Source organism: Cohnella panacarvi Gsoil 349 (assembly GCF_000515335.1).
In the GTDB taxonomy this organism is placed as follows: domain Bacteria; phylum Bacillota; class Bacilli; order Paenibacillales; family Paenibacillaceae; genus Cohnella; species Cohnella panacarvi.
In genome coordinates, this window is sequence record NZ_KI911563.1 from 252026 (window position 1) to 269425 (window position 17400).

Sequence of the window (17400 nt, forward strand, 5' to 3'; positions counted from 1 at the left end):
GCTCCATACAGCACTCATTCGATTGCTCGCCGTCCCGGTCCGGGGCGGCGGGCTTTTTGTTTAGGCAGCCCGAAATGGGTATAAGAGGGTTTCGCGTATCTCATACTAACGGGCGAACGACTAACTTGGATTACGAAGAAAGGCGTGAATACGGTGAGCTATCGTCTAGTCATCCTGACCGTTTGCATAGTGTTCGGCTTGCTTGGCCTCTATTCTTTGCAGAATCACGGGCTGAGCCGCGAGACGTTCGGAACAACTACGCTTAAACAAGGTTCGACGGGCAAAGATATTTACGAGCTGCAAGGCAGACTGAAAGCGCTTGGGTATTTCAACGGAAAAGTAGACGGCATCTTCGGGAGCGAGACGAAGAACTCGGTCACTTGGTTCCAGTGGAAGTTCGGCTTGAAATCGGACGGCGTCGTCGGAGCGAAAACCAAGCTCAAGCTGTGGAGCGCCACGAAAAACTGGAAGCCCACCGCCAGCGAGCTGCCTGGCGGCGCGGCGTCTTCCGGCGGCGGAGGAGGAGGTGCGGCAAGCGCTTCGAAACTTCCCGCCAATAACAATCTCGGCCTGACGGCCAAAGATCTAAAAATGATGGCGAACGCCGTCTATGGCGAATCCCGAGGAGAGCCTTATATCGGTCAAGTGGCGGTCGCGGCGGTCATCTTGAACCGCGTGCAATCTTCTCAATTCCCGAATACGGCTTCGGGCGTTATTTTCCAACCGGGCGCGTTCACGGCGGTAGCCGACGGCCAAATCTGGCTTACGCCTAACGAAAGCGCGATGAAAGCGGTGAAGGACGCGGTCAGCGGTTTGGATCCGACCGACGGCTGTCTCTATTACTTCAACCCGGCGACGGCCACGTCGAAATGGATCTGGTCGCGACCGCAGTACAAGACGATCGGGAAGCACATTTTCTGCCGGTAAGCCGCCTGTTTGCGTGGCCCGCGCAAAGGAAACGAAATGCGCTTTGAAACTTCGCGTCGCTTGGTGGCGAATGGGTTTCCAGCATTTGCTTCTTGCTTGTTCAATCAGGTAGAATGGGGCTGAACGCAACGAGACGAGGACGCGAATTTACTAAGTAAGGGGCATGAGTAAATGTCGGAACAGTTCCAAAGAGGCACGCTCGGCCGACTGCGGCTGCACGTGTTGCCGACCAAGCGCTTCAAAACGTTCGCCGTGTCGTTGTTCGCAGGGGTACCGCTTACAGAGTCCGGGGTGACGCCGATCGCGCTCACCCCTTTCGTGCTTCGGCGGGGGACGCGGTCTTATCCGGAAACGATCTCTTTCCGCGAGAAGCTCGACGAACTGTACGGCGCCGGTTTCGGATTCGACCTGTATAAGCGCGGCGACAATCAGATCGTCAATTTCCGTCTAGACATCATTAACGACCGATTCGTGTCTTCGTCGGAGCCGCTGCTCGGCGAGGCGCTTTCCTTTCTCGGCGAGGTGCTGACGAAGCCGGCGACGGAAAACGGACATTTTCGCTCTAAGTATATCGAAGCGGAGAAGACGACGGTAAGCAAACGCATCGATGCGATCATCAACGATAAAATCCGGTACGCGTCCGAGCGTTGCATCGAAGAGATGTGCTCGAACGAACCGTATCGATTGCTTGCGCTCGGGCGTAAGGACGAGCTGGCGGCAATCGACGGAGCCTCGCTATACGAGTCTTACACGCGTTGGCTTAGCCAAGCGAACTTGGACCTGTACGTGGCGGGCGATACGACGCTGGAGGAAGTCGCGGCGTTCGCGAAGCGTTCGTTCGATCTGCCGGACGGCGCGCCTTCCGCGTACGCTCCGCCTACGCTGGCAGAGGCTAGACCCGAAGTGCAGACGATCCAGGAGCGGCTCGAGGTCGGCCAAGGCAAGCTGAACATGGGGCTTCGCGTCGGCGCCTCGTACGGCAGCGACGAATATGCGGCGCTGCTCGTGTATAACGGCTTGCTGGGAGCGTTCCCGCACTCTAAGCTATTCGTTAACGTGCGGGAGAAAGCGAGCCTTGCGTATTACGCATCATCCAGGCTGGACGGACATAAAGGCCTCCTGACGCTTCAATCCGGCATCGAGATCAAGAACTTCGAGCGCGCCTCGCGCATTATGCAGGAACAGCTTGAAGCGCTCAAAGCCGGCGACTTCTCGGAGACGGACGTGCAGCGCACGAAGGCGATGATCGTGAACCAATTGCGGGAGCTGCAGGATTCGGCGTTCGAGCGCATCTCGTTCGATTTCAGCAACGTGCTGTCCGGCGCCAATCGCACCGGCGAAAGCTTCATCGCCGACATCGAAGCGGTCACGCCGGGGCAGGCGACGGCGGCCGCTCATTTGGCGAAGCTGGACACGATATACTTCCTGCGCGACCTAAAGGAGGAGGGCTGACCATGCCGTTGCTCGAGTATCCGACGCTGCAAGAAAAAATATGGCACGAGAAGCTGGACAACGGACTGGACGTGTTCATCCTGCCGAAGCCCGGCTTTACGAAGACGTACGCCACGTTCACGACCAAATACGGTTCGGCAGACAATCACTTCACCGTTCCGGGCGGAGAGACGGTCCGCGTTCCGGACGGTATCGCCCATTTTCTGGAGCACAAAATGTTCGAGGAACCGGAAGGCGATATTTTCTCCGCTTTCGCTTCTCAGGGAGCCGCGGCTAACGCCTACACGAGCTTCGACCGGACCGTTTATTTATTTTCCGCCACCAAGGATATAGCCGCCAACCTCGGCACGTTGCTGCATTTCGTGCAGAATCCTTATTTCACCGACGAGAACGTCGAGAAGGAAAAGGGCATCATCGTACAAGAAATCGACATGTACAGGGACAATCCCGATTGGCGCGTTTATTTCGGCTTGAACGAGGCGATGTACGAGAAGCACCCGGTGCGCATCGATATCGCGGGAACGGCGGATTCGGTCCGCTCCATCACGAAGGAAATGCTGTACGATTGCTACCATACGTTCTACCATCCCTCGAACATGACGCTGTTCGTCGTGGGCGGCGTCGATCCCGAAGAGACGATGGCGCAGGTGAAGCGGGATCAAGCCGGCAAGACGTTCGGTCCGGGCGGCGAAATCGGACGGTTATTCGAGGACGAGCCGAAGACGGTGAAACAGAAGAAGAAGGAAATCTTCCTTCCCGTATCGCTGCCGAAATGCATGTTCGGCTTTAAGGACGATCCGGGCACGGGACGCGATGCCATTCGCTACGAGCTGTCGAGTAAAATCATGCTGGAATCGGTGCTCGGATCCAGCTCCACATTGTATCAGTCGCTGTACGACGACAACTTGATCTCCGACAGCTTCGGCCATGAGTTCAACACCGGTCCAGGCTATGCGTTCTCCGTTATCGGCGGGGAGACGCCCGATCCCGACGAGCTCGTGCGCCGCGTCACGGAGGCGATGTACGAAGCGGCTTCCGCAGGCATTCCGGAGGAGATCTTCGAACGCACGCGCCGCAAACGGATCGGAGCGATGCTGCGCATGTTCAATAGCCCGGAAGCGATCGCCAGCGAGTTTACGCGGTACCGCCACAAAGGCGGCGACTTGTTCCGCGCCGTAGAGGTGTTCGAAAGCTTAACGCTCGATGAAGTGAACGAGCGGCTTCGCGAGCACGCCAAACCCGAGCAGCTTGCCGTCGCGGTCGTCAGGAGCAAAGCCTCCTCTTGAACCGTATAGCGCTTGTCACCGGCGGCTCCCGAGGCATCGGGGCCGCCGTGGCCAAACAGCTTGCGGCGGACGGATACGACGTTGCCGTCCAATATTACGCGGCTGTCCGGCAAGCGGAGGAAGTCGCTACGGCATGCCGGGCGTCCGGGAGCCGCGCGATCGTCGTGCAGGCGGATGCTCGCTCGGGGCAATCGCTGCGCGATATGAAGGCGAAGCTGGACGCGGAAGGCTGGGTTCCGGGCGTTATCGTGCATGGCGCCGGAGCCGCCCATTACGGGCTACTCGAGGATACCGGCGAGGACGTGTGGGACGACTTGTTCACGCTACATTTGAAGAGTGCGTATTATTTGACGAAGCTTTTCGGACCGGCTATGGCATGGAACAGGCGGGGGAGATTCGTCTATCTGTCCAGTTTGTGGGGAGTCGTCGGGGCAGCCGGGGAAGCGGTGTACGCAGCGTCCAAAGGCGGCTTGAACGCGTTCGTCAAATCGATGGCGAAGGAGCTGGCTTCCTCGGGCGTAACGGTGAACGCCGTGGCGCCCGGCGCGATCGACACGGACATGCTCGCCGCGCTGGGCGAGGAAGATAAGGCTTCGCTGCGCCAAGCGATCCCGCTCGGACGGCTCGGCACTGCTGAAGAAGTCGCTTCGCTCGTTCGCTATCTCGTATCGGAGGGCGCGAACTACGTTACCGGGCAAGTCATCGGGATCAACGGGGGTTGGAACGGGGAATGACGCATAATTACGGCCTCTTGCGCGCATATTATCGATGAGCTTTTATCCCGTAACCATCGAGGAGGCTGTAACATGTCAACCGTACTCAACGATTTCGACACCTGGAAGAAGTTTTTGGGCGATCGAGTCAGCGCGGCGAAGAAAATGGGCATCAACGAAGAGGTCATTTCGAAGCTGGCTTATGAGATCGGGTCTTTCCTAGATACGAAGGTCGATCCTAAAAACGATGAAGAACGCGTGTTGAAAGAGCTTTGGGACGTAGGGGATGAAAGCGATCGTAAAACGATGGCGAAGCTGATGGTCAAGCTTGCCGATCACAGCAGCTGAAGCTATCGATGCAAGCGACTCAGAAAGCCTCCGCAAGGAGGCTTTCTGTCCGATTAAAGCGAAAGTTTTTGTTTTTGCTTAGAGAACGGGACTTTTGTATTAAGTTGTTGTAAGATTATGCAGGATAATGAGGAGCGTTGTAGAATAACAAAGAAAGAACATTGCAGCTAAGCGTTGCTCGAACCGAATGAGGTGCATGATGGAACCCAAACAGTGGTACATGGAATATAAAATTCATAAAAACCGTCCCGGCTTGCTCGGAGATATCGCTTCCTTGCTCGGGATGCTCGAAGTCAACATTATAACGATAAACGGCGTAGAAGACCGGACACGCGGCATGCTGCTGCAGACGAACGACGACGAGAAAATCGAGCTGCTCAGCAAAATGCTGAACAAAGTCGAGAACATTACGGTGAATAAGATTCGGCCTCCTAGGCTGACAGACATACTTGCTGTACGGCACGGCCGGTACATCGAGAGAGATTCCGACGACCGGAAGACGTTCCGGTTCACGAGGGATGAACTCGGGTTGCTCGTCGACTTCCTCGGCGAATTGTTCAAGCGGGAAGGCAACCAGACGATCGGACTGCGCGGTATGCCGCGCGTAGGCAAGACAGAGTCGATCATCGCGGGAAGCGTATGCGCGAACAAGCGTTGGACGTTCGTTTCTTCGACGCTGTTGAGACAGACGGTTAGAAGCCAATTGTCGGACGACGAGATGACTCCTAACAACGTCTTCATTATCGACGGAATCGTCAGCACGATCCGGTCGAACGAGAAGCATCACGCTCTTCTTCAAGAGCTGATGGCGATGAATTCGACCAAAGTGATCGAGCACCCGGATATTTTCGTAAGGGAATCGCAGTTCGATTATGACGTATTCGATTTCATCATTGAATTGCGGAATACGCCGGACGAAGAAATTACGTACGTCAATTTCACGACGGCCGGATTCGAAGACCTGTAATCTTACATAATCATCGCTACTCTACAACATGAACCGAAAGAGGTGAAACTTGTGTCCGATCTAGGTGCTTTACTTCGTAAAGCGCGCGAGCAGCGCGGCTATTCGCTGGACGATATCCAGGAAACCACCAAAATACGCAAAAGGTATTTGGAAGCGATCGAGACAGGCGACTACAAAGTGCTTCCCGGATCTTTTTACGTTCGGGCATTCGTGAAGACGTACGCCGAAACTGTCGGACTTGACGCCGAAGAAGTGCTTCGCCTCTACCAGAAGGAATTGCCTAAAGCGGCGACTTCCGAGGTCGGCACCGCCGAACCTCGCATAAAGCCCAAACGCAGAAGCGTGCAACATAACGATAGATGGGGCAAAGTCGCGGTATCGCTGCTCATGTGGGCTTTTCCGATCCTAATCGCAGCCGTTATTTATGTGTACTACTCGAATACGAAGGATTCGAATCCGGAAGAACTCGGGACGCCTCCGCCGATTACTTCGGACACAACTACGCCGTCGCCTTCCATATCGGAGACGCCGACGCCGTCGATTACGCCGACGATTACCCCGCCGCCTACTCCGAACGTATCCGTGCAATTGGTCGAGACGAAAGGCGGCAAGCAGTACTATTCGGTGTCGCCGGGAACGGGGCATAAGATTCAGGTCGACGTGTCCGGTTACGTATGGATCGGCGTATATCCGGGTAACGGGGCTAAAGGCAAAGGGCTATTAAACAAGACGGTGCTCGATAAAGACGTGCCGACGAATTCGACGTTCAGCTTCCCTTTGGATCAACAGTTATTCGTGAACGTCGGCAGCGCGGATAAAGCGGTCGTATCGATCGACGGCGTGACGATTGAGGACGGAGACAAGGCGGGACAGCCGATTCGGATGGTCTTTACGCCCGCCGAGGGAGAGACATCAGCACAATAAGCCAATCATTCGGCCCTCGTTAATGAGGGCTTTTTCGTTTTTGGCGTAGTCGGTTCTCGTGCTATAATGGTAGGAAAAATCGGGACAGAGAAAGGAAGATCGTTAATGGCATCGGAATATTCTTTCGATATCGTATCCAAAGTGGATATGCAGGAGGTTAATAATGCGGTCACGCAAGCCATGAAGGAGATCGAGACGCGATTCGACTTCAAAGGCAGCAAAAGCAGCATCAAGCTCGAGAACGAACAGCTTGTCGTCGCTTCCGACGACGATTATAAGCTAAAGAGCGTTATCGATATTCTGCAGACGAAGATGATCAAGCGCGGCGTTCCGATCTTGAATCTGGACTATGGCAAAGTCGAGTCCGCGTCCGGAGGCACCGTCCGCCAAGTCATCAAGATGAAGCAGGGCATCGATCAGGATAACGCCAAAAAAATCAACATTCTGATCCGCGATTCCAAGCTGAAAGTGAAGAGCATGATTCAAGGCGACTCGCTGCGCGTTACCGGCAAGAGCAAGGACGATCTGCAAAACGTAATGGGATTGCTTAGAGGCGCTGGACTCCCGCTGGAGCTTCAATTCAACAATTTCCGCTAAGCGGCTGTTTTTGACACTTTACATAGCGTTCGATTATACTTTGTGATGGGTTATTTCTACGGACGAACGTATGGGGGATCAAAGCGATGCAAGAGAAAGTCAACGTCGTCACGCTGGGCTGCGAGAAAAACTTGGTCGATTCGGAGATCATGTCGGGACTCGTTCATGCGCGAGGCTATACACTCGTCGATAAACCGGAAGACGCAACGGTCGTCATCGTCAATACGTGCGGCTTCATTGACGCGGCCAAAGAGGAATCCGTGAATACGATTCTAAACCTTGCGGAGCTCAAAGATACCGCTAGACTGAAGGCGCTCATCGTATCGGGCTGCCTTACGCAAAGATATAAACAGGAATTAATGAAGGAAATGCCCGAAATCGACGGCATCGTCGGCACGGGCGATTTTCATCGCATTAACGATATTATTGACGAAGCGCTAGGCGGGAAGAAACCCGTCTATGTCGGCAATCCCGTATTCAACTACGAGGAAACGCTGCCCCGCCTGTTGTCCACGCCTCGGCATACCGCATACGTGAAGATCGCCGAAGGCTGCGACAACGCTTGCACGTTCTGCAGCATCCCGATCATGCGCGGGAAGTTCCGAAGCCGGTCGATCGAATCGATCCTCTCGGAAGTCAAGCAGCTCGCGGAGCAAGGCGTCAAAGAGATCAGCCTGATCGCGCAGGACTCCACGAATTACGGCACGGATCTTTACGAGGGTTTCAAGCTGCCCGACCTGATGAACCGCGTGTGCGAAGTGGAAGGGATCGAGTGGGTTCGCTTGCATTACGCGTATCCGGGCTTCTTCACGGACGAACTGATCGAGACGATCGCTTCGAATCCGAAAATTTGCAAATACATCGATATGCCTCTTCAGCATAGCGAGGATGCGATCTTGAAACGGATGCGCAGGCCGGGCCGCCAGCGCGACGTTCGCGAGTTAATCTCGCGCATTCGCGCCCGCATTCCGGACGTCGCACTCCGTACATCGATGATCGTCGGATTTCCGGGAGAGACGGAAGAAGAGTTCGAGAAGCTGTGCGATTTCGTACGGGAGATGAAATTCGACCGCCTTGGCGTATTCGCCTACTCTCAAGAGGAGGACACGCCTGCGAACCGATTGCCGAACCAATTGTCGGACGAAGCGAAGCAGCATCGTGCGCACACGTTGATGGAAGTCCAGCGAGAAGTCGCTCAAAGCAACAGCGCCAAATACGTCGGCCGCACGCTGGACGTCCTCGTCGAACGCTACGACGGGCGAAGCGACGTGTATATCGGCCGCAGCCAGTATGACGCACCCGAAGTCGACGGCGAAGTGTACGTGTCCGGCATTCGGACGGAGCTCGGCGAAATTCGCAAAGTGCGTATTACCCACGCTTACGAATACGATCTGTCAGGGGAGGGAATCGCATGAATCTCGCTAACCGAATCACGCTCGCGCGTATTTTCCTCGTTCCGATCATGACGTTCTTCCTGCTCGTTAAGCTGGACGTCGATCCGCTGACGATCGGCAACTATTCGATCACTTGGAATCAAGTGTTCGCCACGCTGCTATTCATCATCGCGGCGAGCACGGACGGCTTGGACGGGTACATCGCCCGCAAGCGCAAAATCGTCACGAACCTCGGCAAGCTGCTCGATCCGCTCGCGGATAAACTATTGGTGGCGGCCGTTCTTATTTCTCTCGTCGAAATCGATAAGTTGGACGCTTGGGTCGCGATCATTATCATTAGCCGCGAATGGGCCGTTACCGGTCTTCGCCAGGTCGCGCTGCTCGACGGCACCGTCATGGCGGCGAGCAAGTGGGGCAAATGGAAGACGGCGGTCCAGATCACGATGATCATCGTCATCCTGCTCAACAACTTCCCGTTCAATTTCATCGATCTTCAAATGGACGTCGTCACGATCTGGGCCGCGGTTGCCATTACCGTCTATTCCGGAATCGATTATTTCGTCAAAAACAAAAATTTGATCCCGGTCGATTGATCGGCCGCGGGTCGTATAACGAGGTGCGGAGAAGCGCATGAGAGCAGAGATCATTGCCGTCGGCACGGAACTGCTCCTCGGTCAAATCGTAAACACGAACGCCCAGTATCTGTCGAGAGGGTTGGCAGAGCTGGGCATTGATGTTTATTATCAGACCGTGGTGGGAGATAACAAGGAGCGTATCATTCAAGCGATCGAGATCGGGCGAGGGAGAGCGGACCTGCTCGTGTTCACCGGAGGCCTCGGTCCGACGATGGACGACTTGACCCGCGACGCGCTCGCGGAATACTTAAAGCGGGGCGTAGAGCTTCACGAACCGACGATGGATAAAATTACGGCGATGTTCGCCGGACGCGGCGGCAGTTTCGTGGAAAGCAACCGTCGTCAGGCGCTGTTGGTCGAGGGAGCCGCTCCGCTTCGCAACGATACGGGGCTGGCCGTCGGCAACGCGCTTAGCGAGGACGGCACGCATTACTTGCTGTTGCCCGGGCCGCCGCGCGAGATGAAGCCGATGTTCGCGAACGACGGAACGGCCTGGCTGAAATCATTGCTAGGCGAAGCCGATACGCTGCACTCGGCCATGCTGAAGTTCGCCGGCATCGGCGAGTCGGGCCTGGAGGACTTGTTGATCGATCTCATACGCGAGCAGCAGGATCCGACGATCGCTCCTTACGCGGCGGAAGGCGAAGTAACGATCCGAGTATCGACGAAAGCGGCGACCGCGGAAGAAGCGGCTCGCAAGCTGGAACCGACGCTTACGGAGATCCGTTCGCGCACGCCGCGTCATCTGTACGCGGAGGAAGATATCCCGATCGAAGCGGCCGTCATCCGCTTGCTGGCGTCCCAGCGGCGTACGGTGACGCTCGCGGAAAGCTGCACGGGCGGGATGGTCGCTTCTATGCTGACGACCGTACCGGGCAGCGCGGATGCGTTCCTCGGCGGCGTAGTCAGCTACAGTAATTTGGTGAAGCATCGCGCGCTGGATGTTCCCGCGAGTTTGCTCGAAGGCGACAATGCTCCGGGCGCGGTAAGCTCTGAGACGGCTGTCGCAATGGCCGAGGGCGCACGAAAGCTGGCGGACGCCGACTTCGCGTTGTCGATTACGGGCGTCGCCGGTCCCGCTTCTTCCGAGGGCAAGCCGGTCGGACTCGTGTTCGTTGGTCTGGCGGAGCGGGACAAGGAGACTCGGGTCGTGCAGCTTCAACTGTCGGGCGACCGCCAAGGCATTCGTATTCGCGCGTCGAAGCGGGCTCTATATATGCTGTGGTTGGCTCTTACCGGACGGGGCGAGTGACAGGCCGGTAGTTGAGGTTGCTTCGGTCGATCAGTGGTGTCCCGGTTCAGCGCTTATGGCTATTATCCCCTCGGGTCAGGGGGTGTCGCATGGCGGCGCTTATGGCTATTATCCCCTCGGGTCAGGGCTAGGAACGGTCGCGGGGTGCGGTTGTAGTTGTCAGACGTAAAAAGCGAGAAAGCGTTCACAAATTTGACATAAAAGATAGAAACGCGAAGCTTGTCAACTTATGTAGGGTATGATAAAGTTTTGTTGAAAGTTTCGGAAGAACCGGGGCGAAGAGAACTTTGCTTCGGTTCTTTTTTCGAAATAAAATCGAACAAATGTTCTCAAAATGCTTGGCAAACGTCTATAAACAGAGTATGATTAAACTATTAAAGAATAAGGATGTGGGTGTGTTGTCAGATCGTCGCGCCGCATTAGACATGGCTTTGCGCCAGATCGAGAAGCAATTCGGCAAAGGTTCGATTATGAAGCTCGGAGAGAACGCGCAATTACAAGTGGAGACGTCCTCTAGCGGCGTACTGGCACTCGATATCGCCCTCGGAATCGGCGGATTCCCGCGCGGTAGAATTATAGAAGTATACGGACCGGAATCGTCCGGTAAGACTACGGTCGCGCTTCACGCGATCGCGGAAGTTCAACGTAACGGCGGCCAAGCGGCGTTCATCGACGCCGAGCATGCGCTCGATCCGATCTACGCGAGAAACCTCGGCGTCAACATCGACGAGCTGCTGCTCTCGCAACCGGACACGGGCGAACAAGCGCTCGAAATCGCGGAAGCGCTCGTCCGCAGCGGCGCCGTCGACATTATCGTCGTTGACTCGGTAGCCGCGCTCGTACCGAAAGCGGAGATCGAAGGCGACATGGGCGATTCGTTCGTCGGCTTGCAAGCTCGCTTGATGTCCCAAGCGATGCGTAAGCTTTCCGGCGCGATCAGCAAGTCGAAGGCAATCGCGATCTTCATCAACCAGCTGCGGGAGAAAGTCGGCGTTATGTTCGGCAATCCCGAGACGACGCCGGGCGGACGCGCGTTGAAGTTCTATGCGAGCGTACGACTTGACGTTCGCCGCGTAGAATCGATTAAGCAAGGCAACGATGTCGTCGGCAACCGCACGAAGATTAAGGTCGTTAAGAATAAAGTCGCGCCTCCGTTCAAGCAAGCGGACGTTGACATTATGTACGGCGAAGGTATCTCCAAGGAAGGCAGCATTATCGATATCGGCGCCGAGCAAGATATCGTTCAGAAGAGCGGCGCATGGTTCTCCTTCGAAGGCGAACGTCTCGGTCAAGGCCGCGAGAACGCCAAGCAATATTTGAAGGATCATTCGGAAATCAGCTCGAAGATCGAGAAGAACATCCGCGACTTATTGCTCAGTTCATCTGCTACGGCTAAAGCGGCTTCCGCGGCGAGCAGCGCGGACGACGACGATGACACGGAGTTTGGCGAAGAATAATGCAGAACCGACATATATAAACAGCTAGCGGCCTAACGTGCCGCTATTTGTTTTTTTATCGATTTTCGGACAAAAGGGGGCGGCATAATGAACGGGAAGCGGACGGGAAGAAGCTACGACTATCGGAAAGCGGTAGAAGAGCAACAGGAAGCCGCGACTGATCCGCGTACGGTCATTGGGGCGACTGTCGTTTCGGTTGAAGCGCATTTGCGGCGGTCGATGATGTATCGAATTACGTTGAAGCTCGAATACGAAGAGGATACCGATCCTGACCTGACGGGATATTGGCCCAAGGATGCAGAGGATACGTACTCGAAGCCCATAATAGAAAAGTCGTTCGAGTCGTGGACGGACGAGGTGGACGCGCTGATCGCCAGCGCGCAGACAGCAACGGAACCGGGAGAAGCGGTACTGACGATCCACGAAGATACGCTTGTCGGATGGCGGTTGCTCAAGGGCAAGCAATTGACGGCGGGGGAGTACGCCAAGCTGCTCGAAGAAGAGCAGAAGGAGGAGGCGTACCGCGCCGCGCTTGGAATGCTCGAACGGAAAGCGCGTACGACGGCGGAGCTGTCACGTGCGTTAAAGCGCAAAGGCTTCGCGCAAGAGGCGATCGCCGGCTGCATGGAACGGCTTCGAACGAATCGCATGGTCGACGATTCCGCGTTCGCGCGCAGATTCGCGGAGCAGCGTGCGGCTAACCAGCGCAAAGGGCGGATGCTCATTCGCCAGGAGTTGCTGCAGCGCGGCGTCGCGAAGCCTGAGATCGAGCAAGCGATCGGAGCGATCGAGCCGGAAATCGAGCAGCAGTCGGCGCTCGCGCTCGCGCGCAAGAAGTGGCCGTCGGTCAAAGGCAACGACCGGGAACGCAAGCAGAAGTTAATGGCGATGCTCATGAGACGAGGCTACACGGGCTCCGTCGCCCGGTCGGCTGCGCAACAGGCCGCCTCGGAAACGGACGGCGGCAGGCACGGCGACGACGATGCGGAGTGGATCGATAGCGATTACGATGAAACGTTCGAATAGACGCACCTTCGCCCGATCGGCTGCGCAGGCGGTGCAGGTTGAATTGGAAGCGGACGACGGCAGGAATAGCGATGACGATGCGGAGCGGAGCGATAGCCGTTGCGAGGGCTCTCTCGAGCGGATGCAAACCGCTTAATCCTCTTTCCGCACGATTCGACGTTGGCCGATGGCAATAGGTTTTGCGGTACTCGGGACAGGGGGCAAGCGCCTTTAACGTGGCTTGACAATCTATTTTGGAGAAAGCTACAATGATTTTGTATTAAACTACACTATCCGAGTATCGATTTCCTTCCAAAATCGGAGCCGGATCGCGTTTTTTCGACCTTTAATGCATTGTTCACACGACTACGAAACGGTTTAGAAACCGGCAATCAAACTGAATAAGTGTCCCCAAGCAACTGCCTTGGTGATGCAACGAGGAGGTGAAAGACCATGAACCCTTTAATCTGGGTCTTGATCGTTCTCGTTGTTGGCCTTCTTAGCTTTGGGATCGGTTATTTCGTACGCAAATCCATTGCGGAAGCCAAAATTTCCAGCGCCGAAACGGCTGCCCGTCAAATTGTCGAGTCCGCTAAGAAAGAAGCCGAAGCGCTTCGCAAAGAGACGGTGCTGGAAGCCAAAGACGAGGTGCACAAGCTCCGTAACGAAGCGGAACGCGACATTCGCGAACGCCGCAACGAAATTCAACGTCTAGAACGGCGTTTGCTTCAGAAGGAAGAATCGCTGGACCGCAAACTCGAAGCGTTGGAACGCAAAGAGGAGCAAGTCGCCAACAAAGAGAAACGTATCGAAGAGACGCAAGACCAGATCGAGCTGTTGCATAAACAGCAGGTAGCGGAATTGGAACGCATTTCGAACCTGTCGACGGAAGACGCGAAGCAAATGATTCTGACGACGGTCGAACAGGAAGTGCGCCACGAAACCGCCCAAATGATCAAGGAAATCGAACAGCAAGCGAAGGAAGAGGGCGACAAGAAAGCCCGCGACATTATCTCTCTCGCCATTCAACGCTGCGCCGCGGACCACGTGGCGGAGACGACGGTATCCGTCGTATCGTTGCCTAACGAAGAGATGAAGGGACGGATTATCGGTCGCGAAGGCCGCAACATTCGCGCGCTTGAGACGTTGACGGGGATCGACCTCATCATCGACGATACGCCGGAAGCGGTTATTCTATCCGGCTTCGACCCGATTCGCCGCGAAATCGCGAGAACCTCGCTCGAGAAATTGGTTGCGGACGGACGTATTCACCCGGCCCGCATCGAGGAAATGGTCGAGAAGTCTCGCAAGGAAGTGGACGAAAGAATCCGGGAATACGGGGAGCAAGCGACGTTCGAAGTCGGCGTGCATGGCCTTCATCCGGATTTGATCAAAATTCTCGGTCGTCTGAAATTCCGGACAAGCTACGGCCAGAACGTGCTGAAGCACTCGATGGAAGTCGCATACTTGACCGGGCTGATGGCTGCAGAGTTGGGCGAGGACGTTACGCTTGCGAAACGCGCCGGATTGCTGCACGATATCGGGAAAGCGCTCGACCACGAAGTGGAAGGCTCGCATGTCGAGATCGGCGTGGAATTGGGCAAGAAGTACAAGGAACATCCGGTCGTTGTCAACAGTATCGCTTCCCACCATGGCGACGTCGAAGCGACTTCGGTTATCGCTATGCTGGTCGGAGCGGCTGACGCGCTTAGCGCGGCACGGCCTGGCGCGCGTCGCGAGACGCTCGAGACGTACATCAAGCGACTGGAGAAGCTGGAAGAGATCTCCGAATCGTTCGACGGCGTCGAGAAGTCTTACGCGATCCAAGCCGGACGCGAAGTTCGCGTCATGGTACAACCCGAGAAAATCGACGATACCGAAGCGTTCCGTCTGGCACGCGATATCACGAAGAAGATCGAGGGCGAACTGGACTACCCAGGTCACATCAAAGTAACGGTCATTCGCGAGACTCGCGCAGTCGAGTACGCGAAATAGTGAGCGGAAATGCAGGGAAGGCTGAGAAGTGGCTGCGACAATTGCAGCCACTTTTCTTATTGGCCGCACCGGAAGGATGAGGAACGAATGAAAGTCGTATTTATCGGAGATATCGTCGGCAACATCGGAAGAGATACCGTGAAGCGACTGCTTCCATGGTTAAAAGATAAATACCAGCCGCATATCATTATCGCCAACGGAGAGAACGCGGCGGGAGGGCGAGGCATCAATGCGGCCATTACGCGCGAGCTGTTCGAGTGGGGCGTCCACGGCATTACGATGGGCAACCACACTTGGGACAACCGCGAAATTTTCGAATTTATCGATGACGAATCGAGAATGGTTCGCCCTTCGAATTTGCCTGCGGGCACGCCGGGCAGAGGCAGCATGATCGTCAAGGCGAACGGCAAGGAGCTGGGCATCGTTAATCTGATCGGCCGCACGTTCCTGCCACCGGCGGAATGCCCTTTCCGAGTGGCCGACGAGGAGATCGAGGAGCTTCGCAAGAGAACCAAATGCATTCTCGTCGATTTCCACGCGGAAGCGACGAGCGAGAAAATCGCCATGGGCTGGCATCTGGACGGGTACGCTTCGCTCGTCGTCGGTACGCATACGCACGTGCAGACGAACGATGCGCGCATTCTCCCTCACGGAACGGCTTATCTGACCGATGCCGGCATGACAGGACCGAGGGACGGCGTGCTGGGGATGGATAAAGACATCGTCGTGCGCCGTTTCATTACCGGAATGCCCGCAAGATTCACGGTTGCCGAGGGCAAATGGACGCTCGGCGGCGTGTTCGTCGACATCGATGAAGCGACGGGCAGAGCGAACAAAGTGCAATTGATTTCCGTGGACGAGGATAGTTGGATCGCCGTCTAGGAATATTCAGATTATAATGACAATTTCATGATCATCCCCCGCGGGAAAAGAAGGAATTTTCGGAGCGGCCAACGAATATGTATGCCTTAGTGGGCCCATCCTTTGATTCCTATTGCAGCCGAAGCACGCGCATATGTTGCTAATGTTGCTTGCTAGCCGCAACTGCTTTTCTCGCATACAGCCTAGCGTTGGTTGTCATAAGAGGAGGTAATGGTCATGGAAGTATTAAAGGTATCCGCCAAATCGAATCCAAATTCCGTAGCCGGCGCACTGGCAGGCGTGCTTCGCGAACGCGGGGCCGCCGAGCTGCAAGCGATCGGCGCGGGGGCTCTCAATCAAGCGGTGAAAGCCGTAGCGATCGCGCGCGGATTCGTCGCGCCGAGCGGAGTCGATCTGATCTGTATTCCGGCATTCACGGATATCGTCATCGACGGAGAAGATCGCACGGCGATTAAACTGATCGTCGAGCCTAGGTAAACCACAAGACATAGCGTCAAACCCGTTAACCTGTTACTCAGATGCTATTCCCGAAGCGGCGCGCGTGCGCGACCGATGCGATGGCATCTTTGCGGCAGGTTTTTTTGTATGCGTGGAGCGGGTTTATTCCATTCCGGGAGGGAATAACTGTGAAGGTAACGGATTTGCACGTCGACGTCATCAGCAAGCTGCTTGAGCATCCTGATGTCCGATGGGGGGACGATGCCCCCGGGGACGTATTCGATACGACGCCTAATCGGCTTGAAGAGGGCGGGGTCGGGCTTCAGGTGTTCGCGCTGTATCTGCCTAGTCAGGTTGCGCGAGACACCGAGACGCTATTCCGAGCCGCCGAGTTGTTCTGGAGCGAAGTGCTGACGGCGCCGCGCATGAAGCTGATTCGCAAAGCGGACGACATCGCCGATGCGCATCGAGAAGGGAAAATCGGGGCGATCTTGTCTCTCGAAGGCGCGGACGGATTACAGGGAAACCTGTGGGCGCTTCGGCTGATGCATCTGCTCGGACTTCGATTGCTCGGACCGACTTGGAATCATGCCAACTGGGCGTGCGACGGCGCGATGGAGCCGAGAGGCGGCGGGTTAACCCGCGAAGGGAAGCAGCTCGTGGCGGAATGCGGCAGGTTTGGCGTTCTGCTCGATGTGTCGCACTTGTCCGAGCGCGGGTTCTGGGATGTCGCCGGGCTTTCGTCCAAACCGATTTTTGCATCCCATTCGAACGTTTATGCGTATATAGATCATCCGAGGAATTTGCGCGACGATCAACTCAAGGCCATTATCCGCCAAGACGGCATGATCGGCATTACGTTCGTGCCATGGTTCCTGACGCGGAGAGAGCCGGCTTCCATCGACGACGTCCTGCGGCATGTCGAGTACATATGCGCGTTAGGCGGGGAGGCGAACGTGGCGTTCGGTTCCGACTTCGACGGCATCGAGCGTCATCCGGTCGGTCTCCGGCACCCGGGCCAGTACCCCCATTTGATCGAAGCTTTGCTCAAGCGGTACCCGGAACCGCTCGTCCGCGGGTTCGCTTCGGACAATGCCGAACGGTATTTTACGAAAAATCTCTGAAACC

General features: G+C 55.9%; 17 protein-coding genes. All 17 read left to right on the top strand.

The window, feature by feature from the left end; all coding sequences use genetic code 11:
- Positions 1–153 precede the first annotated feature (153 nt).
- On the top strand, positions 154–927 hold the full coding sequence (gene sleB / locus COHPA_RS0101205; protein ID WP_035119318.1) for a spore cortex-lytic enzyme: 774 nt from the start codon (positions 154–156) through the stop codon (positions 925–927).
- 171 nt (positions 928–1098) lie between these two features.
- Positions 1099–2379 carry an EF-P 5-aminopentanol modification-associated protein YfmF gene (yfmF, locus tag COHPA_RS0101210; protein WP_027084368.1) on the top strand — a complete coding sequence of 427 codons (1281 nt, stop codon included), beginning with the start codon at positions 1099–1101 and terminating at the stop codon, positions 2377–2379.
- A 2-nt stretch (positions 2380–2381) separates the two neighbouring features.
- Positions 2382–3665, top strand: coding sequence for an EF-P 5-aminopentanol modification-associated protein YfmH (gene yfmH / locus COHPA_RS0101215; RefSeq protein WP_027084369.1), 1284 nt, complete (start codon positions 2382–2384; stop codon positions 3663–3665).
- Positions 3662–4399 carry an elongation factor P 5-aminopentanone reductase gene (gene ymfI, locus COHPA_RS0101220; RefSeq protein ID WP_027084370.1) on the top strand — a complete coding sequence of 246 codons (738 nt, stop codon included), beginning with the start codon at positions 3662–3664 and terminating at the stop codon, positions 4397–4399. The genes yfmH and ymfI overlap by 4 nt, the downstream gene beginning before the upstream one ends.
- 72 nt (positions 4400–4471) lie before the next feature.
- Positions 4472–4726 carry a DUF3243 domain-containing protein gene (locus tag COHPA_RS0101225; protein ID WP_027084371.1) on the top strand — a complete coding sequence of 85 codons (255 nt, stop codon included), beginning with the start codon at positions 4472–4474 and terminating at the stop codon, positions 4724–4726.
- A gap of 199 nt (positions 4727–4925) precedes the next feature.
- Complete coding sequence (locus tag COHPA_RS0101230) at positions 4926–5693, top strand: DUF3388 domain-containing protein (RefSeq protein WP_027084372.1); 768 nt, start codon at positions 4926–4928, stop codon at positions 5691–5693.
- A 51-nt stretch (positions 5694–5744) separates the two neighbouring features.
- Positions 5745–6617 carry a helix-turn-helix domain-containing protein gene (locus COHPA_RS0101235; protein ID WP_027084373.1) on the top strand — a complete coding sequence of 291 codons (873 nt, stop codon included), beginning with the start codon at positions 5745–5747 and terminating at the stop codon, positions 6615–6617.
- A 105-nt stretch (positions 6618–6722) separates the two neighbouring features.
- Complete coding sequence (locus tag COHPA_RS0101240) at positions 6723–7214, top strand: YajQ family cyclic di-GMP-binding protein (RefSeq protein WP_027084374.1); 492 nt, start codon at positions 6723–6725, stop codon at positions 7212–7214.
- A gap of 86 nt (positions 7215–7300) precedes the next feature.
- Positions 7301–8629, top strand: a complete 1329-nt coding sequence (rimO, locus tag COHPA_RS0101245) for a 30S ribosomal protein S12 methylthiotransferase RimO (protein ID WP_027084375.1) — start codon at positions 7301–7303, stop codon at positions 8627–8629.
- A complete protein-coding gene (gene pgsA / locus COHPA_RS0101250; RefSeq protein ID WP_027084376.1) occupies positions 8626–9201 on the top strand; it encodes a CDP-diacylglycerol--glycerol-3-phosphate 3-phosphatidyltransferase in 576 nt (191 codons plus the stop codon). The genes rimO and pgsA overlap by 4 nt, the downstream gene beginning before the upstream one ends.
- Positions 9202–9238: 37 nt before the next feature.
- Positions 9239–10495, top strand: a complete 1257-nt coding sequence (locus COHPA_RS0101255; protein ID WP_027084377.1) for a competence/damage-inducible protein A — start codon at positions 9239–9241, stop codon at positions 10493–10495.
- Positions 10496–10893: 398 nt separating this feature from the next.
- Entirely contained in the window at positions 10894–11952 is a 1059-nt protein-coding gene (recA, locus tag COHPA_RS0101260; RefSeq protein WP_027084378.1) for a recombinase RecA, read from the top strand.
- An 87-nt stretch (positions 11953–12039) separates the two neighbouring features.
- Positions 12040–12978: a regulatory protein RecX gene (locus COHPA_RS22780; RefSeq protein ID WP_027084379.1), complete on the top strand. Its 939-nt coding sequence runs from the start codon at positions 12040–12042 to the stop codon at positions 12976–12978.
- A gap of 432 nt (positions 12979–13410) precedes the next feature.
- Entirely contained in the window at positions 13411–14952 is a 1542-nt protein-coding gene (rny, locus tag COHPA_RS0101275; RefSeq protein WP_027084380.1) for a ribonuclease Y, read from the top strand.
- Positions 14953–15039: 87 nt separating this feature from the next.
- Positions 15040–15834, top strand: coding sequence for a TIGR00282 family metallophosphoesterase (locus COHPA_RS0101280; RefSeq protein WP_027084381.1), 795 nt, complete (start codon positions 15040–15042; stop codon positions 15832–15834).
- 216 nt (positions 15835–16050) lie between these two features.
- Positions 16051–16311, top strand: coding sequence for a stage V sporulation protein SpoVS (gene spoVS, locus COHPA_RS0101285; RefSeq protein WP_027084382.1), 261 nt, complete (start codon positions 16051–16053; stop codon positions 16309–16311).
- Positions 16312–16460: 149 nt separating this feature from the next.
- Positions 16461–17396 (top strand): dipeptidase, encoded by a 936-nt coding sequence (locus COHPA_RS0101290; RefSeq protein ID WP_027084383.1) that lies wholly within the window; start codon positions 16461–16463, stop codon positions 17394–17396.
- Positions 17397–17400: the final 4 nt, after the last annotated feature.